Here is a 25,736-nt window from a genome sequence, read left to right on the forward strand (position 1 = left end):
GCAGATTCACTTACCCTCAAAGGGAGCGCATTGTAACGACGGTCATGATAAATGTCAGTTATCTGTGTCCGAAAAGCCTTTACGCGTTTTTACTTGCGCCATGCTTTCGAGAATCCGGTGATAGTTATCAAAGCGTTCTGCGGCAATATCTCCGCGCTCACGTGCGGCGTTAATGGCGCAGCCCGGATCGTTTTCATGTTTGCAATCGCGGAACTTGCACGAGCCGATGTATTCACGTAATTCAATGAAACCACGCGTAACCTGTTCGGGCTCCAGGTGCCACAAACCAAATTCACGCACGCCCGGTGAGTCGATTACGTCGCCGCCATGTGGGAAGTGGTAAAGTCGGGAGGCCGTGGTGGTGTGTTGTCCCAATCCTGAGTTATCAGACACCTCGTTCACCAGAATACGCGCTTCACCCAACGCAAGTAGCGCGTTAAGCAGGCTGGATTTCCCGACGCCTGATTGCCCCGCGAAAATGCTGATGCGGTCGGTTAACGCCTGCTCTAGTTCGGGAATACCCTGTTGAGTATGGCTGGAAACCATCAACACGCGATATTTGAGCGCACGGTAGATGTCCATCTGTTCATCAACAAACCGGCGGGATTCATCATCCAGCAGGTCAATTTTGTTCAGCACGATGAGCGGTTCGATCTCCAGCGTTTCGCAGGCGACCAGATAGCGATCGATAATATTCAGCGACAGTTCGGGCAAGATCGCTGAAACGATCACGATCTGATCGATATTGGCGGCGATCGGTTTAATGCCATCGTAATAGTCAGGGCGTGTAAGGACTGAATGACGGGGGTGAACGGCTTCCACGATCCCGCTGATGCCAGCGAGTGATTCATGGCCAGGTCGCCAGACGACCCGGTCGCCCGTAACCAGCGATGAAATTGTCCGGCGAATATTGCAGCGGTGCACGACGCCATCGGTGGCTTCTACATCGGCGTGCATGCCAAATCGGCTGATGATAATGCCTTCTTGCGCATCGCCTAGTTGGCTATCTTCCCATTCGACTTTGCTTTCCGTTTTTTTCAGGCGACGCTGGTGGTTTGCGCTAACCCGACGCTGCTGACCTTTCGACAGTTTCTTTTTGCTCACTGAGCCTCACTTAAGACGATTTATCGTTCACTACCGCGGGTTTGTCGCTCGCCGCGTTTGAACGGACTATAATACACCCTATTTGATTTTAATTAACTGATACCACCTTGTCGGTATCCGTGTTGAGGTTGACACTGGTATCCTTGTATCGACGACAGGGCACAATGCAACAGGAACTCCCACGATGGTAGATGAAAATAACCTGATCTGGATCGATCTTGAGATGACCGGCCTGAACCCGGATCACGATCGCATTATTGAGATCGCAACGCTGGTGACGGATGCAAATCTGAATGTGTTGGCCGAAGGGCCGGTACTGGCGGTGCATCAGTCGGATAGCCAACTGGCTCTGATGGATGACTGGAATGTGCGCACGCACGGTGCCAGCGGCCTGACCGAACGCGTTAAAGCCAGCACCACGGACGAACGCGCTGCCGAGCTGGAAACGCTGGCATTTTTACAAAAATGGGTGCCAGCGGGTAAATCGCCGATCTGTGGCAACAGCATCGGTCAGGATCGTCGCTTCCTGTTCCGCTATATGCCAGAGCTGGAAGTCTACTTCCACTACCGCTATCTGGATGTCAGCACGCTCAAAGAGCTGGCACGACGCTGGAAGCCAGAAATTCTGACCGGTTTTAAGAAACAAGGTACGCATCAGGCGATGGATGATATTCGCGAATCACTGGCAGAGCTGGTCTACTACCGTGAAAATTTTCTGCAACTGTAGGTGAAGCGAGAAGGTAGGGTATAGCAGTGCCCCGAACTGCTGATATTTACACCATGATGTCGTTTTTATCAGCAGTCAGATGATTTTTCATTTTCGGGGGCTTGCGGTTAAACGCATTTCTCGTATAATGCGCACCCCATACCGATGAAGAATTTTAATTAAAGAACTTCTACATCGTATGAAGATTTCCCGAGCGGGAATAGCTCAGTTGGTAGAGCACGACCTTGCCAAGGTCGGGGTCGCGAGTTCGAGTCTCGTTTCCCGCTCCAATTTCTTTTCTATAGATGTACATCAAAGTCTGTAGCTCTTTGATTTAACAGGGTAATCGCTCTGTTGAGCATCCAGCGAAATCCGCTGAAAACCACCGTCAACCACGCCGAAGTAATACATAAATTAGTACACGAAAATCGGGTGCGTTACGGATGCAACGCCTGTGCCGCTCGGTACACCTCATCCCGTCACCTCAGTATTTCCCTGTCGTCCCCAGCGTGACGTTGCGATGGCGTCCCATACCCGATACCGCTGTGATAGTGCTTTTCGTTATATCAACGCGTAAATACTCCCACCCAGTCCCGCGCCTCTTCCCGCGTTGAACCCTGACGACGGCTATTCCGGCACGTATTTCACCGTCCGGAACAGTGACTCCACATACGCGTTATCATTAACTCACCCGCGGGCGACTGGCGATGAGTCGTTTTATTATCGAGTTCGGTGACCGCCTGAGCGACCACTTTTAATAGGATGGAAATTACACAAAATTATTTACAGGGTCCTATTTGGATCTATCATAAAAGGCCGGATAACATGGAAGAGATTAGAGGGATATAACAATTTGTCAGAAAAAATATGATTTTCTCTTCTCAGGATAAGCGCTTATTCAAGTTTGAATATGTTATTAAAAAAGCCTGCTGTTAAGCAGGCTATCAAGGGATTTTACTCATTATTTTCATCTGATGATTAGGTAAACCAGAGTACATGATTACATGTGAAGGAGAGAACCAAAATAAATGCTAAAAATATTTCTTAGCTGCATCAAGTATCCCCTGTGAAGTCAATTCCCTGTCAGAAGCCACGTAAATAATGGCATGATCTCCAGTCAATGAAGGAAAACCTGCAGACATTATCTGAAGATGTGTTTCTTCACCATTTGGGTATCCCTGCCTGATAGAGGAAATACCTTTTAGAACGGTCATGACCTTACAGGGTTCGGCATTAAAAAAAACAAGGACTTCTATCATATGCCACCATGGTTCTGTTAGTCTTTTCCATAACGCCACCTCTTCGATACAGGGAATAATTTTTTGCAATAAACCTGCCAAGACTATGTGATATGTGCAAAAGTCTTGCAATTTTCTTTTTTTACATTTTTAAAGCTAAATAAAATTAAAACAAGCACCCACTTGATCAACGGTGTATGGTGACTGTCCATTAAATCAGGAAATGCCCATGTCTGGACGTAAAAACACACAAGCCAATCGTAATCACTTAGTCAAATGCCCATGCCCAAACTGTGCAAGGGAGTCTGAGCATAGTTTTAGTCGTGTCCTGAAAGGATCCCAACTTGCCTGTCCCTACTGCAGTACACTGTTCAAATCGACGCAACGATAGAACAGATGCATATCCAGGTGATAAAGGTTATTTATTTCAAAACCCTGCTCACTTAGTGATGTTAACTGGCAGATGCCATTAAGGTAATATCAAGGGCGTGATGCTTTCGGAGGCTGCCTGGCCTCTTACGCACTTTATTATTTAACAAGCAGTTAGCTTCTGCTTTTAGACTTTTCATGCAGCAGGCCTGCATTTCATCACATCGGTCAGCACACTCATACATGTGCAAAAATATGCTGACCTGATATTAAGAATAAACTGCCTTTCTCTAAATTAATTTATGGATCTGTCTACTCAGGAATAATCCTTCATCGTTGTTGTAGATCCACAAAAATTTATTTATCGCAAAGTATTACGTTTGCAGCCGCTGGGCCTTTGTCACCACTGTGTATTGCGAATTCAACTTTCTGTCCTTCAAATAAGGTTTTAAAGTTGTCGCCGTTAAGCGAAGAAAAATGAACAAAGATATCTTTGCTCCCATCAAGAGGAGAGATGAAACCAAAACCTTTGTCTTCGTTAAACCATTTTACCAGGCCTTTAATTCTTGAGGTCACACTGACTCCCGTCACACATTATAGTATTGATAGTAAACGTATAGTATTAAACGTATAGACTCAAAAGAAGGGGGATGTCAGCGATAACGCCTGATAATGAGGACTGCCCGAAAAATATTTAACGTTCGTTTGTACATCGAACTGATGGAATCCATTAAGGCACGGGAAATTATAATAAGCAAATTATATTTTAGCCGTCCAGCGATCCTGCAAGGAAAATTAAAAGTGACAATATAATTTTTTCAACGTATAGTATTTACGTGTTTTTAATAAGGAATTAACTTGTCCCATAAAATGACAGGAATTGTCAAAAATTTTGACATTCTCAGTGGTAAAGGTCTCATCACCCCTTCAGATGGCCGAAAAGATGTTCTGCTTCACATTTCAGCCGTTAACTCCCGCGAATCAGAATTACTCATCCCAGGAAGCCGTATTGAATTTTGTCGGATCAACGGTCTCAGGGGGCCTGTGGCTGCGAATATTTATCTTTCTTGAATTTCAGTGCATCAAATTAAATAGATTAAAATTTAACCAAATGTGATACGGTGAAGTTCATTCATTGAAAGGTTAATGATTATGTCCATTATCGATTACGCAATGAAACTCTTCAGCGGTGCGTCTACCGCCACTGCCGCCTGCCCTGTTTGTGGACTAAAATCAGCTCAATCGGTGTCAAAAATCCGTCGCAATCAGGCCATGCTTTGCCCCGGGTGTAAGGCTCTGTTTATCTCCCGACGCTAGTTCCGACCGAAAAACCGCAGACAGAGCCCATGTTCTATACTTAAGTTAAACTCCAGCAGCTGTTAAATCCCTGATGCTTTATGCCCATCCTGAGAGAACGTTTCTGAACTGATTTCGCAACTGCTCCTGCGCGCTAACGTCGCATCAGAGCAATGCTATGAAAATGAACCCCAGAGAGTGGTTTAACCGCTCCCGTATTCCGACGAATGCCTCCGAAAACGTTGCGTTTTTGGCGAACGATCCTGCCGGTGAAAGTAATTCGCGGTCAGAACTCTTTTCGACCACCCAGATGGAACGCTACGGTCAGAAGCTGGCGCAGACCCATAAATTATCGCCAGATAAACTTCCTTATTACCTTCTGAAAAGGCTCGGCGACAATGAGGTTGTCATCACGCAAAACTGCTATGAGCTTAACGCGGGTAAAAAGACGAGTATCATGCCCGCCGGGGAGTGGTTGCTGGACAATTATTATCTGATTGAGGAACAAATCCGCACTGTCCGCCAGCACTTGCCGAAAAGCTTTGGTAAGGGTCTTCCATCGCTAATGTCGCCGCTGAATTGTCCACGAATTTACAATATTGCATCAGAGGCCATTGCTCACGGTGATGGCCGCTGGGATACCGCCAGCCTGACCAGCTTTCTCACCGCCTATCAACAGGTGACACCGCTGACATTAGGTGAAGTCTGGGCCTTACCGGGGATGCTGCGTCTGGCGCTGATTGAAAATCTTCGTCGTATCAGCATGGAGGTGATAAAAGCTCAGCAGGACAGAAATCTGGCAGATACGTGGATAACAAGGATTTTCGAATGTGCAGAGAGTGTGCCTGCTGATTTAATCATGGTGGTTGCCGATATGGCGCGCTCCCGTCCTCAGTTAACCAGTGCGTTTGTCGCAGAACTGGTGCGGCGCCTGCAGGGACATGGAAACGCACTGTCGTTACCTCTGACCTGGGTTGAGCAGTGCCTCCGGGAACAGGGGATAACCACCGACGTTCTCATTCATCGCTTCAATCAACAGCTTGCCGCCAGCCAGCTATCCGTCAGTAACAGCATCGCGGGTCTGCGATTACTGAGCGAAACGGACTGGGCTGATTTCGCCGAAGTGATCAGTGTCGTCGAACAGACATTACGCAATGATCCTGCCAGTATCTATCCTCGGATGCATTTCAATACCCGGGATCATTACCGCCACGTTATTGAGATTCTGGCCAGAGACAGTGGTCTCAATGAGCCAGCGGTTGCTAACAGGGTGCTGGCGCTTTCAGGGGAAGCGGCTCCCGACACACTGGAACATCACGTTGGCTATTATCTCGCGGGCGAAGGTCGACAGCAGCTGGAAATTCAACTGTTGGCAGACACCTCTAAGCTCATACGTTTGCGGCACAGTTTCAACAGAATAACCCTGCTGTCATGGCTTGGAAGCCTGGCGTTGTTGACTACCGCAACGACAGCGGCAATATTGGACGAAACTGCCCTGCAGGGCGCAGATTGGCTGCTGATCGCGGTGGCATTGCCTCTTATTATCGCTCTCACTCAGTTAATGAGTGATTTGCTCAGTGACGCAACAGCTCGTTTTCGCGTTCCTCGTCCATTGCCCAGGATGGATTTTTCAAACGGCATTCCCGCTGATAGTGCAACTATGGTCGTCATCCCCTGCATGCTGACTAGCCACGACAGTTTCAGCAAACTTCTCACCAGTCTTGAAGTCTGCTGGCTAGGGAATCAAAACGAAAATCTCAGATTCGCTCTGCTCACCGATTTCGCTGATTCTGAGAATGAACCCTCGCCGGAAAGTAATGCTCTGCTCAGACAGGCGATCGCCGATATGCAGGCGCTTAATCGCCGCTATCCCTCCAGCCGCCCGCGTTTTTATCTGCTACACCGCCAGCCGGAATGGAACCACGCAGACGGAACGTGGATGGGCTATGAACGCAAGCGGGGGAAACTGGCGTTGCTTAACAGCTGGTTGCGTCATCCGGGGATACAATTCGTCAGCGTTGCAGATATGCCTGCTCACCTTTTACCGGATCACATTAAATACGTCATTACCTTGGACAGTGATACGGTGCTACCGCGCGATACGGCGCACAAACTGGTCGCCACGATGGCGCATCCGCTGAATAAGCCAGAGTATGATCCGGTACGCCAGAGGGTTGTCAAAGGATTCGGCATTCTGCAACCCGGTCTTGCGGAGGAGATACCGCGTAATGGTCAGGGACGTTACGCCACCATCCGCAGCAGCGTACCGGGCAATAACCCCTATTCGATGATGTCTTCGGATATCTATCAGGATCTCTTTGGGGAGGGATCGTTCGTGGGCAAAGGGATTTATGATGTCGATATCTTTGTGCTGGCGACCGCCAACACCTGCCCGGAAAATCTGGTTCTCAGCCATGATTTACTCGAAGGATGCTATGCGCGATCGGGTCTGCTGAGTGAAGTGTTACTCTACGAACAGTACCCTAATAATTATCTTGCGGATGTCGCGCGTCGTTCACGCTGGATCCGGGGCGACTGGCAGCTGCTTAACTGGCTGAAGCCACACGTCAGAAAAGCCGATGGAACGCGGGATAAGAATCCGCTGACCGCGCTTTCTTACTGGAAATTACTTGATAATCTGCGTCGCAGTCTGGTCGCCCCCTCTTTACTGGTATTGCTGTTCTTCACCCTGCTTTGGGTACCCAATCCATTTTACTGGCTTGGCGTACTGACGCTGATATGGCTGTTGCCTGCGATCCTCAGCATCGCCCACAACCTTCTGCATAAACCCCCGCGTCGCCGCCTGACGCCGCATCTGTCAATGGTGGGAACTGGCGCGCTGAAGCGTCTGTCAGGTATCGGCCTTAATTTTGCGATACTGCCGCACGAAGCCGGATATTCGCTGAAGGCGATAGCCGTGACGCTATGGCGACTGGGGGTTAGCAAGCGTAACCTCAGCCAGTGGGTGAGCCACAATCCGGCCAGCAATCAGTCCAGCCCCTCTGTTGCTCGTTTTTATCAGGCTATGTGGCTGAATGTTGCAGGTGGCGTGACACTGACAATACTGACTGGACAATGCGCACCGCAACTTCTGGCGATTGCTTTGCCGATCGGTTTGTTATGGTGTCTGGCGCCGCTGCTGATGAGCAGGCTGAGTCGCCAGCCCGTGCGTAAGGTGTTTTCGCCAAATCAGGAACAAAAACAGCTGTTACGCCAGACAAGTCGTGAAATCTGGGCATTTTTTGAGACCTTTGCTACAGAAAAAGAGAACTGGCTTCCACCTGATAACTACCAGGAAATACCGCAACCGACGGTGGCCCATCGTACTTCTCCTACCAATATTGGCCTTTCCCTTATGGCTAATCTGACAGCCTGGGACTTTGGCTACTTGCCCGGTGGAGAGGTGCTCCGGCGCGTGTCGCTCACGCTCGACACGCTGGATAAAATGGAGCACTACCGGGGCCATCTCTACAACTGGTATGACACCCGTACGCTGGCCCCCCTCAGTCCACGCTATGTCTCGAGCGTCGACAGCGGCAACATGGCGGGGCATTTGTTGACACTGCGTGAAGGGTTGTCCGCCATGCGTCATCAGCCTGTTTTAAACACTCAACAGATACTGGCAGGGCTGAACGATACGCTGGATATTCTGGAAAAACAGTGGGGCCAGAACCCGCCTGACAGCCTGCTGCTGCTGCGCAAACACTGCCTGAGCGCGGTGTCGCTACCTCCGCAGGCATTTTTCAGCGAGCTGAAAAAAATGCGCACCCAGTGCAACCATCTGACAGCGCAATGTCATCAGGGGTCTCCCCTCCAGATGCGCTGGGCAGGGCGTCTGGAGTCTCAACTGGTACAGCTTTGCCACGAATGGTCGCTGCTGCTCGGCTGGTTACCCACATCCTGGAACGAACAGACGCTGCCGACTCTGAGCGGGCTTGCCCGTGCGGTATTTACTGGCAAAGGAACACCTCCGGCGTCAGCGACGGAGCAGGCCAAGATGCGACTCAATATTATCAACGAGCTTGAACAGCGACTGTATGAGCATTCCCGGATGGATTTCGCCTTTCTGTACAGCGAAGCAACCTGTCTGCTCAGTGTTGGTTATAACTGTGACACGAATACGCCTGATAAGAGCCATTATGATCTCCTGCCATCTGAAATCCGCCTGACCAGTTTTCTCGCTATAGCGACTAATCAACTGCCTCTTAAAAGCTGGTACGCTCTGGGGCGGCTGTTTACCACGATTGATAATGAAACTGCCCTGATGTCATGGAGCGGTTCTATGTTTGAATACCTGATGCCGAATCTGGTGATGCCCACCTGGCCTGGCAGCCTGCTCGATGAGATGAGTCAGTCGGCGGTTATGCGCCAGATTCACTGGGGGAAAGAACGCGGGGTACCATGGGGCGTTTCAGAGTCTGGTTATCATGCTTTTGATGTTCAGCATAATTATCAGTACCAGGCATTTGGCGTGCCGGGTCTCGGTCTGCGCAGGGGACTCGCCGATGACATGGTTATAGCCCCTTACGCCACATTGCTGGCGCTGATGGTCTCCCCACAGAGAGCCTGTGAGAATCTGTTCAGACTGCAAAAAAATGGCGCACATGGCGAATACGGTTTTTATGAAGCGCTGGATTATACACCCTCACGCCTCGCAACTGGTCAGCTCTATGCGGTGGTTCAGTCCTGGATGGCGCATCACCAGGGCATGGCATTTCAGGCGCTGGCCCATGTGCTGCTTGACGCCCCCATGATTGAGCGATTCATGTCCAGTACGGCCTTCCGGTCAGCGAGTCTGCTGTTACAGGAGCGCGTGCCGGATGCGCTCGATCTCTACAGCCCGCGCCGTCATTTTGAATCTCATGAGGGCCGGGTCAAACCTGTTCGCTATGAACCCCGTATTTTCTATGCCGTGGACACACCAGCCCCGGATATTCAGCTGCTGTCCAACAGCCATTATCATCTGATGTTAACTGCGACCGGAGGGGGTTACAGTCGCTGGAGAAATATTGCTCTTACGCGTTGGCGCAGTGATACCACCCGCGATAACTGGGGTGCATTCTGCTATATCCGCGATACGCAGACGGGCGATGTATGGAGCAATACCTGGCAACCGATAGGCAATGCCAGCGAACACGACGAGGAAGTAATATTTACCGATGCGAGTGCTGAATTCAGACGCACCGTCGGGGGGCTCAGCGTCAAAACTCAGATTGTGATCTCCCCAGAGGATGATATAGAGCTGCGACGGCTTACACTGATTCATCGTGGCCGCCAGCCCCGCGCTCTGGAACTGACAACCTATGCCGAAGTGATACTGGCGCCTGATGCCAGCGATCTGGCACACCCTGCATTCAGCAATCTCTTCATTCAGACAGAGTTAAATCCTGAGCGTGACGCAATTCTTTGCCACCGACGCCCGCGCTCACCGGATGAACTGAGCCCCTGTCTGTTTCACATGATGGTGGTGCATGGCGATAACCGTCATAACGTCTCGTTTGAAACGGACAGGGCAAAATTTCTTGGTCGTGGCAGAAGCCCTGCTGATGCCTTGGCAATAGCGGGCGGAGGGGCGCTCAGCAACACTTCGGGGTCAGTGCTGGACCCTATACTGGCGATACGCCATACCATTATTCTGCCGCCGGGGCAGCCAGTTACGATTGATATCATTTATGGCATCAGCGATACCCGCCAGCAGAGCCTGACATTGCTGGAAAAATATCGCGATTACCCTATCGCCGATCGCGTCTTTGAACTGGCTTGGTCTCACAGTCTGGTGGTATTACGTCAGATGAACGCCAGTGAAGATGATGCCACTTTGTTTAATCGTCTCGCCAGCGCAGTGCTTTACCCTGTCCAGGAATTGCGCGCCGAAGGCCTGGTGATCAGCCGTAACCGACGTGGTCAGTCCGATCTGTGGGGCTGGGCAATTTCAGGTGATCTGCCGATAGTGCTGCTCAGCATTACCAGCGAGGAAAGTATCGCTTCCGTTACCATACTGATTCAGGCACACCGGTACTGGAGACAGAAAGGACTGGAGGTGGATTTGGTTATCCTGAATAACAGCCCCGGGGGCTACCAGCAGGGATTACAAAATCAGATCATGGATTTAATTTATGCCGGGTCTGAAGTAAGTTTGCTGGATAAAACGGGCGGGCTTTTTGTTCGTAATGGCGAGCACCTCTCCGCTGAGGATAAGTTGCTTTTGATGAGCGTGGCCTGCCTGTATCTTGATGACCGTGCGGGTGGAATTTATGAGCAGCTTAACCAGCGTATTCACTCCCTGAAACCTCCGGCCAGAGCATTCATTCCGCATGCTGTGCGCGAACGTAATCAACATACGGACTGGACACCCGATACCCGTCAGTTACGCCATTTCAACGGATACGGTGGATTTTCTCAGGACGGTAGAGAGTATCAGATTGTCCTGCGGGAAAATGCGCTGACACCTGCCCCTTGGTCAAACGTATTGGCAAATTCTCATTTTGGTAGTGTGATTTCAGATGCGGGACAGGCCTATACCTGGTATGAGAATGCGCATGAATACCGGTTGACACCGTGGGAGAACGATCCGGTTAGCGATCGCAGTGGTGAGGCGCTTTACCTGCGCGATGAAGAGAGCGGTGAGTGCTGGTCACCGACGACATTGCCTGTTCGCGGACACGGTGATTACCTGACCCGCCATGGTTTTGGTTATAGCGTCTTTGCCCATCGTGAGAGCGGTATAGACAGCGAGCTGACGGTTCTGGTTGCCGAAGAGGCACCGGTTAAACTGGTGCTCCTGACGCTCAGTAACACTTCTGGACGGACACGCAAACTCTCCGTCACTGGCTATGTGGAATGGACACTCGGAGGATCCCGAACCCGCTCAGCCCCTCACATTGTGACACAGGCGGTCAGTATCTCTGGCGGCTGCGGGGTGCTGGCGAACAACTTTTACGGTGATAACGGTGGCGGGCGTACTGCATTTTTTGCTGTCAGCGGTAATGACTGTTCGCTGACGGGTGACCGCAGGGAGTTTATCGGCCGTAATGGTTCCTTGCACGATCCGTCTGCTATGAAACTGCGCAGGCTTTCAGGTAAGACGGGAGCCGGTCTGGATCCCTGCGGCGCGGTACAATCGTCTGTCACATTAATTGACGGGGATCAGAGGACATTTATTTTGGTCCTCGGCGCAGATGAGAATCATGTCCGCGCTCAGGAGACGCTTGCCCGTTATCTGAATGAAGATACGGTCCGCCAGGAGCTGAACCGGGTTCATAAACGCTGGCACAATGTGCTCGATAAAATCGTGGTTAACACCCCCGACACTTCCGTAAATTTGCTGGTCAATGGCTGGCTACTGTATCAGACAGTAGCCTGTCGCCTTATGGCTCGCAGTGGTTACTATCAGTCTGGTGGTGCTTTTGGTTTTCGCGATCAACTGCAGGATACGCTGGCACTGAGTCATGCTGATCCGAGCCGGATGCGCGAACAGATAATACTGTGCGCATCACGGCAATTTATCGAGGGAGATGTGCAACACTGGTGGCACCCTCCACACGGCAACGGTGTTCGTACCCGCTGTTCTGATGACTACCTGTGGCTTCCGCTGGCCGTTTGCCACTATGTGGAAACGACAGGCGATAAGGATGCCCTGGAAATACGCATCCCTTATCTAGAGGGGCGTCCGCTCCAGCCTGGCGAAGAGTCCGTCTATGACACGCCAGTCATTAGCGGCACTGAAGAGACACTCTGGTTACACTGCGTCAAAGCTATTCAGCATGGGCTGAGGTTCGGAGAGCATGGCCTGCCGCTTATGGGGGCAGGCGACTGGAATGATGGGATGAATCGGGTCGGCATTGAAGGCAAAGGGGAAAGTGTCTGGCTTGGCTTCTTCCTGTACGAGGTTTTGCAGCGTTTCGCCCTCCTGGCCGAGTGCAGGCAGGACGACAGCATCGCCTCGATGTGTCGTTCGCAGGCCTTGCGACTGCAAAAAAATCTCGACGTCCACGCCTGGGATGGCGAATGGTTCCGGCGCGGGTATTTTGACGATGGCACTCCCTTGGGGGCAAAAGCCTCGCAAGACTGCCGGATTGATGCTATTGCGCAAAGTTGGTCTGTATTGTCTGGGGCAGCAAGCCCGAGTCGCTGCGCACAGGCCATGCAGGCGCTGGATAAGCACCTTGTGGATAACGAGGGTGGATTGATTAAACTTTTAACTCCCCCTTTCGATGGACATGGCCCGAATCCGGGTTACATTCAGGGGTATCTTCCCGGCGTGCGGGAAAACGGAGGGCAGTACACCCACGGTGCCATCTGGACAGTTATGGCATTCGCCCGGATGGGGAATACAGAACGCGCCTGGCAACTCTGGTCAATGATCAACCCGATAAACCATACGCTGAATGCAAACTCGGTCGAGATTTATAAAGCCGAGCCTTATGTCATGAGCGCTGATGTCTACAGTGTCGCTCCCCATACCGGGCGTGCAGGATGGAGCTGGTATACTGGTTCCGCAGGCTGGGCCTACCGTCTTCTTACCGAGGAATTACTGGGGATAAAACGTTCTGGCACCGCCTTTACTGTTCATGCCCGGCTGCCGGATGCGTGGCCGTCTTGTGCTATGACATATCAATATGGCGAAAGCCATTATCAGATTAGTGTTTCACGCGGCGACGGAGAATATAGGGTTACACTGGATGGCGCTCTCCTGCCCAGTGACAGAATCCCGCTGCTGGATGATGGACAAAACCATACGGTTGAAATCATTCAAAACTGACACTGACTCAAAACGCGCATTAACATCTGCCGTTAATGCGCTGATTGTCTCTGAGAACATCAATCGCGGTCTGCATGGCGACTTTGTCATCCCGCCTTTTTTGCCTATCCTGCATCACCTGAAGGTACTCAAGCAAGGTTCGGGTATTAATCGGTCGGCCCTGTTTACCCACAGCCAGCACGGCTTTGCCAAGGATAATTTTCACTGGCGGCAACTGTGCAGGGTACCAGTCAAGAGTGTCTTCTGATTTCATCATAAATTTCTCATGGAAGGGTAGTGTATCATAAATCAGACATTCATTTTTCTTTTCAACGGTAGTGATGTGATGGATACCCTTTCCTAAGGTAGTCAGTGCCATGGTCTTACCCAGCAATAATGGACACGCGACTAAGTGAGTAAACTCTCAATCAGAGGTGACTCACATGACAAAGTCCATACCAACCAGCAAGAAGCCCCGTAAGCCACACACGCCTGAATTTCGTGAGGAAGTCCTGAAGCTTGCCGAACGCATCGGCGTGGTGGGGTGCCTATTTTTTGAATAATTAGGAAATGAAATGATCCAAAATATGAAAGTGACAGAACCAAGTCTGCCTCATACCCCTAACAAGCGAGGGATTTCCACTGGGTCACCGTGCTGCTGGCTTGTGCATGTGGTTTGATCGCCGCCAACATCTACTATGCACAGCCACTGATCGGCCCGATCAGTGCAGGGTTGAACCTCTCAGAAGAGGCCACCGCCCTGATCATTACCTTGACCCAAGTTGGTTACGGGATCGGTTTACTGTTCGTCGTTCCGCTCGGTGATCTTTTTGAGAACCGTCGCCTTGCACTGACAATTCTTGCTATTGGCGCAGTTGGACTTCTTATTTCAGGTTTTGTTACTTGATTGGAGGCTTTGCTTGCTGGTGCCTTGCTCATAGGGCTCGGTTCGGTGACGGTGCAGATCCTGGTTCCCTATGTTGGTTGCCACTAACATCCGGGCGTGTCAGTCGGCAGGTCTGAGCATTAGCCGGAACAAGGCAAGGCTGGTGGCTGTCGCCGTCAGGTTGTAAAGCGTGGCCCAGGCCAGGGCTACGCCGTGCTGCGAGGCTGTGTCGCCCGCTTGATGTGCCAATTGTCCGAACAGGATCGTGCCGACAATCGTCACGCCCAGCGCATTGCCCAGGGTCTGCAACGTGCTCACCAGGCCCGATGCAACGCCTGCCTGAGCATCCTCGACTCGAGCCAGGATGCTGCCGAGTGCCGCAGGAATCGCTACGCCCTGACCGAATCCGTTGAGCACCAGTGCCAGTACCAGCCAGGGTAGCGCATGTGGAGCAGCCGCACCGACCGTAGCAGCCAGCGCCAGCCCGGCAATGAAAACCAACAAACCGATGATCAGCACCTTCTCACCCAGCGCGCCACGCAGGCGTGGTCCGAGCAGCGAGCCGGCGAAGAACGCCACGGCGGACGGAGTGAACACCATACCTGCCGCCAGCGGTGAGAGATGCAAGCCAGCCTGCAGCAGCAAGGTCAACGAGAAGAAGAACGAGCTGATGGCCGAGTAGAAGAGGAAGAAGCCAAATGTACCAGCCAGGAAGGGCCTGTTGCGAAGCAAGGTGACATCGAACATGGGCATACCGCCTGCACGCTGCAAGCGGCGCTCATGACAAAGAAACCATGCCCACAGGCCGAACGATCCAAGTGGCAGACTCCACGACCACCACGGCCAGCTGTACTCACGGCCCAGCATGAGGGGAACCAGCAGTAGCGCGACGCCGGCCAGCGCGGCGAGCGTACCGGCCGAGTCCAGGCGTACACGGATGCGCGGGGTCGCCGGCAGGACGCGCAGACCGACTATGATGGCGAGCAATCCTATGGGAACATTTATCAAGAACACCACGCGCCAGCCGATTACGCTGGAGGTCAGTTCAATCAGCCAGCCTCCGAGCAACTGGGACACCGTGGCGGCTATACCCTGGACGGCACCAAGAATGGCGAAGGCTCGTGCGCGCTCAGCGCCGTCGAACAGCAGGCGAATTGATGCGAGCACCTGCGGCATTAATAACGCGGCACCCGCCCCCTGGGCGATGCGCGCCAGGATCAGGCCATTGGCGTTCGGACTCAGTCCGCAGCCGAGCGAAGCGATGGTGAAGACGGCCATGCCCCACAGGAACATGCGCCGCCGACCCAGCATGTCCCCTAGGCGGGCACCTGTCATCAGGCCGATGCCATAGGCTGCGGCGTATCCCACGAGCACCAGTTGCAGTTGCACTTCGGTTGGTGTCAGCCGCAGGCGAATGTCCGGGATCGCTACATGGACGATGAACAGATCAAGAATGACGACAAAGTTGCCGCTCAGCAGAATGGCCAATGCCCACCAGCGCCGGTGCCGGGGCAACGCAGAAATGGAATTAGAACTGGACATCGGGATCATCCGATATAAATATATATGATCGTATATATACACTAGCTGGCAGCAGCACGCCAAGGAAAACCATCATGAATGAACGCACCCCAACCGTTTCCCGGCAGGATGGCCGCCGTCTGCGCGGCGATCGCTCGCGCAGCCTGATCCTTGCGGCGTCGATCCGTATGGCCTCGAAGGAGGGGCTGGAGAGCCTGACCTTCGGGCGTGTGGGCAGTGCTGCCGGCATGAGCAAAAGCAATATCCAGGTGCTGTTTGGCAGCCGGGAACAGCTTCAGATGGCCACGCTGGACGAGGCGATGGCGCACTATCGTGCATGCGTTGTCGAACCAGCAATGGCCGAGTCTTCACCGTTGGCTCAACTGACGGCACTGATCGATAACTGGTACCGATTTGTGAGCCGACTCGAACTGCCGGGAGGTTGCTTTCTCAACGCCGTCAGCAGCGAGTTCCGTTGTCGGCCGGGGTCGATCCGCGAGTGCATCGAGCGCTACCGCCAGGCAAAGCGGTTACGTTTTCGCGACTTGGTCGCACGCGCACAGGCCGCCGGTGAACTGGGAGCCGATCTGGATGTGGACGATCTCGTCTTCCGGTGGATAGCCTGCGAAGCTGCCGCTAACGTGGCTATTTTTATGCAGGACGAGGACGAGTTCACTCGTGCGCATGCGGCCGCTCTGGCACCGCTGTGCGGGAAACGCAGTGTGGCAATGCCGAACGCTGCAGATACTGCGTAAAAAAGCGCCCTGCACGGGGGCACCTGGGCTCTGGGGAGTCAGGGATCAGGCGAACTGCAGCCGTACGATAGGTAGGTGTTCGCGGTGTTCTGCCTGCCACAGATCGTAGGCTGCCTGCTCGGCAAGGTATTGTCGCGCGCTACCGAGACCGGCCAGTGCGCCCAGCAGGCAGCCAAAGGCGTTGGAACGGTCGCTGAGCACGACGAGGGACGTTTTCCCAGACGAGCGTGGCAGGGGGCTGACGGTTTTCGATGCGGGTTTGGTCGATGACATTGGCAAGCTCCACGTAGCTGAGGGTTTAGGCGCCGGGAACGGCATCGATGATCTCGCTGGCGATCAGTTCGCCCTCCCAGTCAGCGTCAGTGGCGATGACCAGTTCGGTCGCTTTGCTCAGCAGGGCTTTGACGGCTTTGAATTGCGATGCTGTCTTTGATTTGACTTCGACACGACAGTGTTCGGGAATGATAGGTAACTGCTCGATGGACCAGCGCTTGTACTGCTCGCCATAGGCTTCAGGCGGAGCGGCTTCAACGAGGTGTCCGATGCACCAGGTTACGGTGATGCCTGAACCGATGAGGCACCCATACCTCTTTGGGTTGCCTCAGTACACGCCCGATATCTTTGCCTTGGGAGGGCTTTTCACATAGAAATAGCTTCATTGAATTCTCTCGGCACGTGAATCATGCCGTCGAGTATTCCCAACTGAAGACGTTAACGTTATAAAAAATACGGATTGCGAACCAACGCATTGGCACTGTCATATGGGGATTGTGGTTGTGTGTCGTGTGCCGGTTTATGGCAAGTCGATGCTGGCAGAGGATGCGACTATTGAGCCCCATTTGCGCAGAGCATCCCTAAGCATGTTTCGCTACAGCCTTCAACGATAGCAATCGTTGGGCAGTAGATGTGTTTTCTGCCGATGTCGATGGTGTTGCATTGCCGCTGAAACAGGCTTTGTGAATCGGCCGAATCGCTATGTCGGCTTTCCCTCAGTCAAAACGGAAACAAGTTCTCGGCGATAAAATCTACAAATGCCCTGATTTTCGGCGATAGGTGACGGCTCGACGGCCACAGTACATGGAAGACCATACATTCGCGGTTGTACTCGTCCAACACGGTGACCAGCTTACCTTCCTGCAACTGCTGACGTACCGCAATCTCTGGAAGGCAGGCGATCCCCAAACCTTGCTCGGCAAAGCACACTTGCGGATCGAGGGTGTTGGTCACCATGCTGATCGGCAATTCAATAGCCGACGTATTAGCAGCGCGTGTCAAAGGCCAGGCGTCCAGTTTTCCCGTACTTGGGAAGCGATATAGCAAGCATGCGTGATTGGTTAGATCTGCAGGTTCGTTCGGGAAGCCCACCTGACTGAAATAGCTCGGTGCGCCGACGATCACTTTGCGACAGGAGCCAAGACGGCGCGACATTAAGCGGGAATCACGAGGCTCACCGGTGCGAATCACCGCGTCGAAGCCTTCTTCAATGACGTCTACCAGGCGATCTGAATAGTCGAAGTCCAGCTCAATGTCCGGGTAGAGCCGCTTGAACGTAGCGAGCTTCGGCATGAACCGTGTACCGACTGAGGGCAGGCTAATGCGTAGCTTGCCTCTCGGAGCACTCTGGGTCTGTAGAAGTTCAGCTTCTGCCGACTCCACTTCGCAGAGGATGCGGCGGCAGCGCTCCAGGAATAGCGCACCTTCTGGGGTCAGGTTGATGGTGCGGGTGGAACGATGGAACAACCGCACACCCAGACGTTCTTCTAGTCTAACGATCGCCTTGCTGACGGCCGATGCCGAAATTCCGAGTTGCCGGCCTGCGGCAGTGAAGCTGAGGGTTTCCCCTGCGTGAACAAACACATTCAGCGCCCCCAAGTTATCCATGCACACTCCTATTGATGACGTTAAAGTCATAAGTATTATGAAATTTAGCCTATTTTTCATTTATTTGCGATAAGCGATACTGCCAGGGAGCATTCAGGCGTGCCAATCGGTTGCGCGAAAATAGAGAAGAAAGGGCCTTAAATGACAACGAATACCGTGATCGGAAGTGCAGAAAAAGTACCGTTAGGCGCATTGCTGGGTTTGGCGATGGCAGCCTTCATCACCTTGCTTACTGAGATCATGCCGGCGGGATTACTGTCCTCCATCGCTCAGGGGCTGAACGTCTCAGAAAGCCTTGCGGGACAGTTCATCACTGCCTACGCCGTGGGCGCATTGGTCGCCGCGATCCCCATCACGACACTGACGCAAGGCGTGCGTAGGCGTCCACTGCTTCTGATTGCGATCCTCGGGTTCGCGGTTGTCAATCTTGTCACTGCGCTCTCCGACAGCTATGGCGTTTCTCTCACGGCGCGTTTTTTCGCTGGTGTCTTTGGCGGTATCGTCTGGTCTTTGTTGGCCGGCTATGCTGTGCGCATGTCACCGGCTCATCTCAGTGGTCGAGCAATCGCAATTTCCGGTGCTGGTGGGACCATCGCATTGGTGCTCGGCGTTCCACTTGGCACGTGGTTAGGCCGGTTCATCGGCTGGCAAGGTGCCTTTGGGTTGATGACAGCTCTGGCGCTACTGCTCATGGTCTGGATCGTTGTAATCGTTCCAGATTTTCCTGGCCAAGTGAAGGAAAAGCGCCAGGCACTTTCCAGTGTCTTCCTGAAAACCGGCATACGCTCTGTTTTGTTGGTGGTCTTCACCTTTGTCGTTGCCCACAACATTCTCTACATCTACATCGAGCCTTTCCTAGTGCCTTCGGACTTGTCCGCCAAGGTAGATATGGTGCTGTTTGTCTTTGGGACTGGGTCGATTGTTGGTCTCTGGTGTGTCGGTGCGTGGGTCGATCGTCAGTTGCAATGGCTTGCCGTGGGAAGCATTACTGTCTTCGCCTTCGCTTCTCTGTTGCTCGGCCTTTGGGGCGATAGCCCACAGATTGTTTACCTATCCATCATGGCTTGGGGGTTAGCCTTCGGCGGATTTGCCACGATCACCCAGACGGCATTGTCCCGTTTCGCGGGTGACTCAGTGGATGTTGCGCAGTCCGTGTACACGACGGCTTGGAATACTGCTGTTGCTGGCGGCGGCGTAGTTGGAGGGCTTTTGCTTGAGCGGATTGGCGTCGCATCGTTTGCTTGGATCGTCATCGGCATTCTTGCCATTTCGCTGTTGGGTACGGTCTTTGCCATGAACAGAGCGTTGGTGAGTAATAATTGACACTGGAGTTTGAGGTGCTTGAGCCTAGGTTGATAGACGGGCATTGGAAAAAATTTAGGGTTGAGCTTGCCATAAGAAGAATTCTGGTCCATAATGCTGTCCATCCTATGTAGGGATGAAGGGAAAAACCTTTAGTAATCAAAAGGTTAGAGTCTAATTTCTGGGCTCGTCTCCCGCTACAAGTTTTATCATTGCTTGTCACCATACAAGCTGTGTGTAGTAATCAGACGTAACGCCTGTTGTCGTCTGTCCGATATGCGGGAATAGCTCAGTTGGTAGAGCACGACCTTGCCAAGGTCGGGGTCGCGAGTTCGAGTCTCGTTTCCCGCTCCAATTTGTGATCTGTAGACTGCTATTGAAGTCTGCAAGTCGTTGAAAATAGGACCTTCGGGTCCTTTTTTCGTTCCAGCGAAGTCTACTGGAATCCGTCTACATCCACGCTTTTTTAGTCCATTTTTTAGTCCATAAAAAACGGGTGCGTGGGGTTCCGTATTCTTGCTGGGTCGGAGCGAGCCATGGGTCGAGGATCTAGCCTAACTCTTCAGGTTAGGAGCTGGAACTATGGCACTATCAGACATGGCGGTTCGCCAAGCCAGGGCAACAGGCAAGGCCTATACACTTGGCGACATCGATGGTCTCTCCTTGGCTGTGACCGACGGTAATGCCTTCAACTAATTGAAGGCATTACCGAGAGAAGTATGCCGCATACCTGTAATATGTATTGCGAGTATTACTCTCATATTACAGCGCAGTTATTATCTGATGATGATGTCACGCCGATAGCTCCTGATGTTGAATGACAAGAAGTATTCGACAGATTAAATAGCATTAGCTTAAGTCATTATGAGTATTTAACTTCCACCCTTCGCTCATTGCCGCCGCAAAGCTCCTGGCGGATATCCGTTGATACGCTTAAACGCTCTGCTAAATGCTGCATGCGAGGCATAGCCCAGCCGTTGGGCTACAGTGTCAATGGATAGCTTGTCGCGAATAATCCAGTGACCTGCCAGGCGTATTCGCACCTCTGTTGCATAGCGCAGGGGGGGGATGCCAATGGTTGCCTTAAATCGTTCTGCAAAAACAGAACGTGACACATGCGACTGGGCAGCAAGTTCAGCAACAGACCATTCCCGACCTGGATCGCGGTGAATTGCCAGAATAGCTCGTGCTAGTCGTGGGTCACGTAGTGCCGCAACCAGCCCGGCCGCGTTTTCACAACCACTTTCAATCCATCCGCGTACGATCATTGCGGCTGCAACCTCGGCGAGTCTCGCCAGAATGCCAGCGAAACCAATGCGTCCGGAGCAGATTTCAAACTTCATAGCGCCCAGGATTGGAACCAATCCAGGATAGCGCTGTTCATCTGCTTGAACCACTATGGCTTCTGGCATCAGTTTTCCCAGACCCTGCATTCCACCGAGATCGAACTCCATACAGCCATAAAACAAAACCGTACTTGGTGTCGGATGCGTACTCGGGCAGGTATTAATCCCGCTGACGGCTTCACCTAAGGGTGCAGAGCCTAATGTGTCGATGTTCTGAAATGAGCTCCTGACATCTGACAAAAGTTGATGTTCCTCACCCCGTGGGATGAATACCACGCTCCCTGCTTTTAGCTCATATAACGCACCGTCGTTTGTGCGTAGCAGGGCAGTGCCAACCGCGATGTAATGGAAATAGGCATGTCCCGGTTTGTCATTAAAGCCAACTCCAAATTCGGGACCAGTCTGCACACGGCGATACTGAACGCCGCGCAGGCGCATTCCGAGCAGCAGTTCACTGATGAGATCGGATGACAGGGCAAAATGTTCTTTCGCATTCATAATCGGAGTTTCAGGTAAAAAAACAAGACGTAGCATCATAGATCGTCCAGACCTTCAACTCTAGACTTTGGACTACAATTTTTTACCTAGAAGACTGTGTAATGAAAAATGAAGTAACTGATGCTGCTGCACCCGCGGGTGCACATAATGTGGAGTCGAAAGAACCCGCGTGGATGGCCGTGATCTCACTAGCGATGGGCGTGTTCGGCTTGCTGACAGCGGAATACCTCCCTGCCAGCCTGTTGACACCCATGGCTACCGATCTCGGTGTAACGGAAGCACTGGCTGGTCAGGCTGTGACGGTAACGGCTGTTGTGGCCCTGTTTGCTGGGCTGCTGATTCCCCGTCTGACGCGCCGTTTTGACCGGCGAAAAGTTCTGCTTTGTTTTACCTTGCTGATGATTGCCTCGAACCTGCTAGTTGCGCTTTCATCCAGTCTGGCCGTTCTGCTCGTTATGCGTATTCTGCTTGGAATTGCGTTGGGTGGGTTCTGGAGTATGGCGGCGGCCGTAGCCATGCGGCTAGTCCCAGCAAAACTCGTCCCACGAGCCCTCTCAATTATTTTCAGCGGTATTGCCATCGGTACCGTGGTTTCGATCCCGCTGGGGAGCTATTTGGGTGGGCTTTATGGCTGGCGTAGCGCCTTCTTTGCAGCAACGGTACTAGGAGGGCTGACATTGCTCTTCCAGATTTTTACTCTTCCCAGTATGGCACCGCGCAAAGTGATGACAACGGCATCTGTGATGGATTTACTCCGCCGCCCCGGTATTGCGATGGGAATGACGGGATGTGTGATTGCTCATACGGGCCAGTATGCGCTGTTTACCTACATTCGTCCGGCTCTTGAAAACGTTGCTCACCTTGATGTGGATCGCTTGTCTTTGATGCTGCTTGGATTTGGTATCGCTAATTTTATCGGTACGCTGCTGGCTGGGTGGTTAATGGAGAGAAGCCTTCGTCTAACCCTGATACTAATGCCAGCAATTGTGGGTTTAGCGGCCTTAAGCATGATCTTACTTCCTCTTCAGGAGACAGGGCTGATGTTGTTCGTCGCGTTGTGGGGGCTGGCGTTTGGTGGCGTACCCGTGGCATGGTCAAACTGGGTAGCCCGAGCTGTCCCCGATCAGGCTGAAACCGCCGGAGGCATGGTTGTCGCAGCAGTTCAATCTTCAATCGCTGCTGGCGCGGCGTTGGGAGGCTTACTCTTTGGATTCAGTGGCGTAACAGGCGTTTTCATTACCGCGGGTTGTATAATGCTCTTCGCTACTCTTGTTATTGGGCTGAAGGTGCGGGTTGAAATATCAAGGCATGGACAGGTTATTGAAGTCTAAGATTGTCAGGGCTGCTACAGCAGCCCTGTGCCGAAGCAGACATTGCCTCTTTGCTGAAATTTAGCTTGATTGCATCCCTCAATCTACAGTATTTAACTCCGTCTAGCTTTCTGACCCCAACCGTTAGGCCCGAAACGTGTACCCTCGCTGTTCAGTAGAGATTACCGATCTGGCGATTAGCGGAGTCGTGCTGACGGCCCAACGGTATAGTTACTTCTACGTTGGAGTCACCAAACGCAGTTGGCAGAAGCGGTGGGCTGAACATAAACGTGCCATTACAAATGATAGTCCGTTGCTTTTTCACAGGAAATATCGCGAAGAAATGCAGAATGGGTGTGTCACCTATTTACATCATAAGGTCATGGAGATCACTAATGACCTTGAGCAATTATATGAGGCCGCAACACTACAAGATGTCTTCACACAGCTCAGTGCTAAATCCTGAGCCTGTATCACGCAGCATCGACGACAGTCACCATTATTAACAATCAGTTGGTCATTGTCGTTGCACTCATTTGATGAATAAAACATCCCAGCCTTGCGTAAGTGGGGCTGACTTGATTGGGAATGAGTTATCAAAAGTATTTTGACGTATTGGTCGCTCTCTGGTTGTCAGTTTCCTGAATAAGAAGACTGTTCAAGATAAAAGGAGCGGCTGAGGTTGGTTATTTAATAAGTTTTAAGTCAGTTTTTTTGTGGCGTTTTTGGTCATCATAGGAATTTCATGTGAACCGAGGCTCAATAAATATATTTCAATTTTAGCGTCAACCCAGCGGTAACTCAGAAGATATTGCTGGTTACTTATATGAAATTTATGTACCCAAAGATAATTTAGGTTACCTTTTTTGCGCTCGCCAATTTTAGCCTGGTACTCTACTTGCTTTGGCACACTTCGGCTCATTGCTTCTGCATGCACTTTCACTTCTTCCACAAAATCATCATCTAGGCGGATGCTTGTTGCAATGTGCAATCTTTTTATTTGGCAATCCGCAAGATGGTTATACCTTGCCTCTGCGAGCGTTTTTACGAAATGCACGTCCTCAATAATCGCAGACCATGAATATTCGGTCGAAGCGTTGCGCCGCAAGGTCAGTGCGATGGATGATGAAGTTCAGTATGCCGTCATCCCACTGGAATTGCCCATCCAGACAGACCTGAAACAGCACCAGCCAGTCTTGTGCGTCGCCACCCAATTTCTGTGCTGCCTGCAACTCTGGTAATTCATGCTGGCTGAAACCACAGCCGTTGACTCGGGCAATGCCCTGATATTCAGGCAGCGGGGTCTCAGATGGAAAACCCGACGGTAGCATGTCGTTCTCGGTCATCCAGGCCAGTTGCTCTTCAGTGGTTTTGCTACCAGGCAACAGATTGAGTTCCCCCAACTGCCGTAGTTGCCAGGCGTAATACTGTGCAAAGCCAAGGCGGGATAGCGCATCGTCGTATGCATCATCATCCAGCGCTGCCTGCTGTTCCAGATTCAGGCGTGAGCAGAGTATGGAACCAATATGAGGATTTTGGCGTAATGCGTAAAAACTGGGTACGGTAACGCTGGCTCTGGGATGCAGCTTGAATGCGGGTTTCTGTCCAAGCGTCTTCTCGTCATTGAAAGCCAGTTCGGCAAAGCGTGTTCCACTGCTCAGGCTTGCCGTGTTCTGTACATAGATCACTTTTCCTCTGGTCGTCAAAGGGCTGCTTCCGCATTCCAGAAAGAAGAATAACGTGCCTTCGTGCGGCAGGTAGTCCTGTAAGAGAGCTAACGCACCGCAATCTACCTGTGCAATGAATTCCAGTGGTACACGATAGGTCTGTGTGGTTTCGTCCCAGGGGAAAATGCAAACGTCTTTCTCGTCATCACCTGCTTGCCAGCACGCTTCATATTCGAGCAGCGTGTCTTTGGCAACACCCACACAAGGATAAGGCACATCATCTGGCAAATCCGGCAGGCCGCCGAGTCGGTGGTTACCCAATTCGGTATGGTCATCTTCTGCACCATGATAGAAATCGACGCTGCTGCGTAAGGTGCCAGCTACGGCATGGGCGATGGGGGCGATGGCTTTAGCCGAGAGCAGTGCATCCACAAGGTGCTGTCTTGTTGGGGAGTTTTCCGCCAGCAGCGGGAGCAGGGCAGGATCTAGCGTTATAGGAGGGTAGGCTGGTGTCTCTGCGATGCTTTTCTGCTTTGCTTTCACATCGTTGCCCTGTGTTGTTGCCGCTTCTGCTCCCTTCGCTTGCAGGTGGCTGTGATATGCCGTTTCTGGTGTGGCAGTGACAATTCGCAGGCTGCGCAGCGCGGTTTCTATTGTGATGAAGTGCTCTTGTTGCTGTTCCAGCGGGCAATATCCCCCAGCGAAAAGGCAAACGGTGTCAGTTAAGCGGATAAACGCGAACAGGTAAGCGAAGCCGTAAACCCCTTCGGCCGTCATTAACAATGCGCTGTCGTTTCCAAGGGCTAACGTTTTCTCTTCAAGCCAGGTGAGCGTCCCATAGATTTTTCCGCAGAAGGTGCGATATCGCTCGGTCTGTCCCGTTTCTGTTTTGTGCAGTAATTCCCTATCGACCGGATAAATATCCAGCACGACGAGACTGTCGTCAGTGGGGTACTGCCCGAGCGTCCCCTGCCCGATTTGCTCAACGGAAGTGAAACGCGGGGGGAAATCGATGGATAAAACATCCGTGTGTATGGTTGGCATGACAATCCCTAACGCAGAAAAAATATCGCTTTTGATGTGGTTTTTTATGATGCCACATTTGTCTGCCCCCACA

General features: G+C 52.0%; 20 protein-coding genes and 2 tRNA genes. 11 read left to right on the forward strand and 11 right to left on the reverse strand.

The features are described 5' to 3' along the window. Positions 1-54: 54 nt before the first annotated feature. Entirely contained in the window at positions 55-1,104 is a 1,050-nt protein-coding gene (rsgA, locus tag AACH44_RS02150) for a small ribosomal subunit biogenesis GTPase RsgA (RefSeq protein ID WP_261849416.1), read from the reverse strand. Between the two features lie 184 nt (positions 1,105-1,288). Here rsgA and orn point away from each other — a divergent pair, with 184 nt between their 5' ends. Together orn and AACH44_RS02160 are read left to right on the forward strand one after the other, a co-directional pair. Further along, positions 1,289-1,831: an oligoribonuclease gene (gene orn, locus AACH44_RS02155; RefSeq protein WP_261849415.1), complete on the forward strand. Its 543-nt coding sequence runs from the start codon at positions 1,289-1,291 to the stop codon at positions 1,829-1,831. 193 nt (positions 1,832-2,024) lie between these two features. Continuing rightward, positions 2,025-2,100: transfer RNA gene (locus AACH44_RS02160), tRNA-Gly, on the forward strand. Positions 2,101-2,841: 741 nt separating this feature from the next. Here AACH44_RS02160 and AACH44_RS02170 read toward each other — a convergent pair. Continuing rightward, positions 2,842-3,069, reverse strand: coding sequence for a hypothetical protein (locus AACH44_RS02170; protein ID WP_261849443.1), 228 nt, complete (start codon positions 3,067-3,069; stop codon positions 2,842-2,844). A gap of 208 nt (positions 3,070-3,277) precedes the next feature. Here AACH44_RS02170 and AACH44_RS02175 point away from each other — a divergent pair, with 208 nt between their 5' ends. Next, positions 3,278-3,439: a YnfU family zinc-binding protein gene (locus AACH44_RS02175; protein ID WP_261849414.1), complete on the forward strand. Its 162-nt coding sequence runs from the start codon at positions 3,278-3,280 to the stop codon at positions 3,437-3,439. Between the two features lie 335 nt (positions 3,440-3,774). On the opposite strand, the gene AACH44_RS02180 is transcribed toward AACH44_RS02175, so the two are convergent. After that, positions 3,775-3,993, reverse strand: coding sequence for a cold shock domain-containing protein (locus tag AACH44_RS02180; protein WP_261849413.1), 219 nt, complete (start codon positions 3,991-3,993; stop codon positions 3,775-3,777). Positions 3,994-4,275: 282 nt separating this feature from the next. Between AACH44_RS02180 and cspF the strand changes: the two genes are divergently transcribed. From cspF to AACH44_RS02195, 3 genes are all read left to right on the forward strand, one after another. Continuing rightward, complete coding sequence (gene cspF, locus AACH44_RS02185) at positions 4,276-4,488, forward strand: cold shock-like protein CspF (protein WP_261849412.1); 213 nt, start codon at positions 4,276-4,278, stop codon at positions 4,486-4,488. Positions 4,489-4,590: 102 nt separating this feature from the next. Beyond that, positions 4,591-4,734, forward strand: a complete 144-nt coding sequence (locus AACH44_RS02190; RefSeq protein WP_338659596.1) for a YnfU family zinc-binding protein — start codon at positions 4,591-4,593, stop codon at positions 4,732-4,734. Between the two features lie 157 nt (positions 4,735-4,891). Then, entirely contained in the window at positions 4,892-13,474 is an 8,583-nt protein-coding gene (locus AACH44_RS02195; protein WP_261849410.1) for a glycoside hydrolase family 94 protein, read from the forward strand. Between the two features lie 19 nt (positions 13,475-13,493). Here the strand turns inward: AACH44_RS02195 and AACH44_RS02200 are convergent, their stop codons facing one another. Then, entirely contained in the window at positions 13,494-13,727 is a 234-nt protein-coding gene (locus AACH44_RS02200) for a hypothetical protein (protein WP_261849442.1), read from the reverse strand. A 378-nt stretch (positions 13,728-14,105) separates the two neighbouring features. Here AACH44_RS02200 and AACH44_RS02205 point away from each other — a divergent pair, with 378 nt between their 5' ends. Further along, positions 14,106-14,360 carry a hypothetical protein gene (locus AACH44_RS02205; RefSeq protein ID WP_261849409.1) on the forward strand — a complete coding sequence of 85 codons (255 nt, stop codon included), beginning with the start codon at positions 14,106-14,108 and terminating at the stop codon, positions 14,358-14,360. A gap of 99 nt (positions 14,361-14,459) precedes the next feature. Here the strand turns inward: AACH44_RS02205 and AACH44_RS02210 are convergent, their stop codons facing one another. After that, complete coding sequence (locus AACH44_RS02210) at positions 14,460-15,881, reverse strand: MFS transporter (protein ID WP_261849408.1); 1,422 nt, start codon at positions 15,879-15,881, stop codon at positions 14,460-14,462. A 74-nt stretch (positions 15,882-15,955) separates the two neighbouring features. Here AACH44_RS02210 and AACH44_RS02215 point away from each other — a divergent pair, with 74 nt between their 5' ends. Continuing rightward, positions 15,956-16,615, forward strand: coding sequence for a TetR/AcrR family transcriptional regulator (locus AACH44_RS02215; RefSeq protein ID WP_261849407.1), 660 nt, complete (start codon positions 15,956-15,958; stop codon positions 16,613-16,615). 45 nt (positions 16,616-16,660) lie between these two features. Here the strand turns inward: AACH44_RS02215 and AACH44_RS21145 are convergent, their stop codons facing one another. The 3 genes from AACH44_RS21145 to AACH44_RS02230 form a co-directional block, all read right to left on the reverse strand. Further along, positions 16,661-16,888 carry a hypothetical protein gene (locus AACH44_RS21145; protein WP_425606623.1) on the reverse strand — a complete coding sequence of 76 codons (228 nt, stop codon included), beginning with the start codon at positions 16,886-16,888 and terminating at the stop codon, positions 16,661-16,663. Positions 16,889-16,913: 25 nt separating this feature from the next. Next, the gene (locus AACH44_RS02225) at positions 16,914-17,189 is read right to left on the reverse strand and encodes a toprim domain-containing protein (protein ID WP_425606641.1); all 276 of its coding nucleotides are present in this window, start codon (positions 17,187-17,189) and stop codon (positions 16,914-16,916) included. A 419-nt stretch (positions 17,190-17,608) separates the two neighbouring features. Then, positions 17,609-18,496: a LysR family transcriptional regulator gene (locus AACH44_RS02230; protein WP_261849406.1), complete on the reverse strand. Its 888-nt coding sequence runs from the start codon at positions 18,494-18,496 to the stop codon at positions 17,609-17,611. A gap of 141 nt (positions 18,497-18,637) precedes the next feature. Between AACH44_RS02230 and AACH44_RS02235 the strand changes: the two genes are divergently transcribed. Both AACH44_RS02235 and AACH44_RS02240 read left to right on the forward strand, forming a co-directional pair. Further along, positions 18,638-19,819 carry an MFS transporter gene (locus tag AACH44_RS02235; RefSeq protein WP_261849405.1) on the forward strand — a complete coding sequence of 394 codons (1,182 nt, stop codon included), beginning with the start codon at positions 18,638-18,640 and terminating at the stop codon, positions 19,817-19,819. Positions 19,820-20,076: 257 nt separating this feature from the next. Beyond that, positions 20,077-20,152 (forward strand) — tRNA-Gly (locus AACH44_RS02240). Positions 20,153-20,688: 536 nt separating this feature from the next. On the opposite strand, the gene AACH44_RS02250 is transcribed toward AACH44_RS02240, so the two are convergent. Beyond that, the gene (locus AACH44_RS02250) at positions 20,689-21,681 is read right to left on the reverse strand and encodes an AraC family transcriptional regulator (RefSeq protein ID WP_261849404.1); all 993 of its coding nucleotides are present in this window, start codon (positions 21,679-21,681) and stop codon (positions 20,689-20,691) included. Positions 21,682-21,743: 62 nt separating this feature from the next. Here AACH44_RS02250 and AACH44_RS02255 point away from each other — a divergent pair, with 62 nt between their 5' ends. Then, positions 21,744-22,973: an MFS transporter gene (locus AACH44_RS02255; RefSeq protein ID WP_261849403.1), complete on the forward strand. Its 1,230-nt coding sequence runs from the start codon at positions 21,744-21,746 to the stop codon at positions 22,971-22,973. A gap of 679 nt (positions 22,974-23,652) precedes the next feature. Here the strand turns inward: AACH44_RS02255 and AACH44_RS02260 are convergent. Further along, positions 23,653-23,937 carry a TA system antitoxin ParD family protein gene (locus AACH44_RS02260; protein ID WP_425606642.1) on the reverse strand — a complete coding sequence of 95 codons (285 nt, stop codon included), beginning with the start codon at positions 23,935-23,937 and terminating at the stop codon, positions 23,653-23,655. A 76-nt stretch (positions 23,938-24,013) separates the two neighbouring features. Further along, the gene (locus AACH44_RS02265; RefSeq protein ID WP_261849401.1) at positions 24,014-25,663 is read right to left on the reverse strand and encodes a YwqG family protein; all 1,650 of its coding nucleotides are present in this window, start codon (positions 25,661-25,663) and stop codon (positions 24,014-24,016) included. Positions 25,664-25,736: the final 73 nt, after the last annotated feature.

Origin of the sequence: Pectobacterium araliae (genome assembly GCF_037076465.1) — a bacterium.
GTDB classification, from domain to species: domain Bacteria; phylum Pseudomonadota; class Gammaproteobacteria; order Enterobacterales; family Enterobacteriaceae; genus Pectobacterium; species Pectobacterium araliae.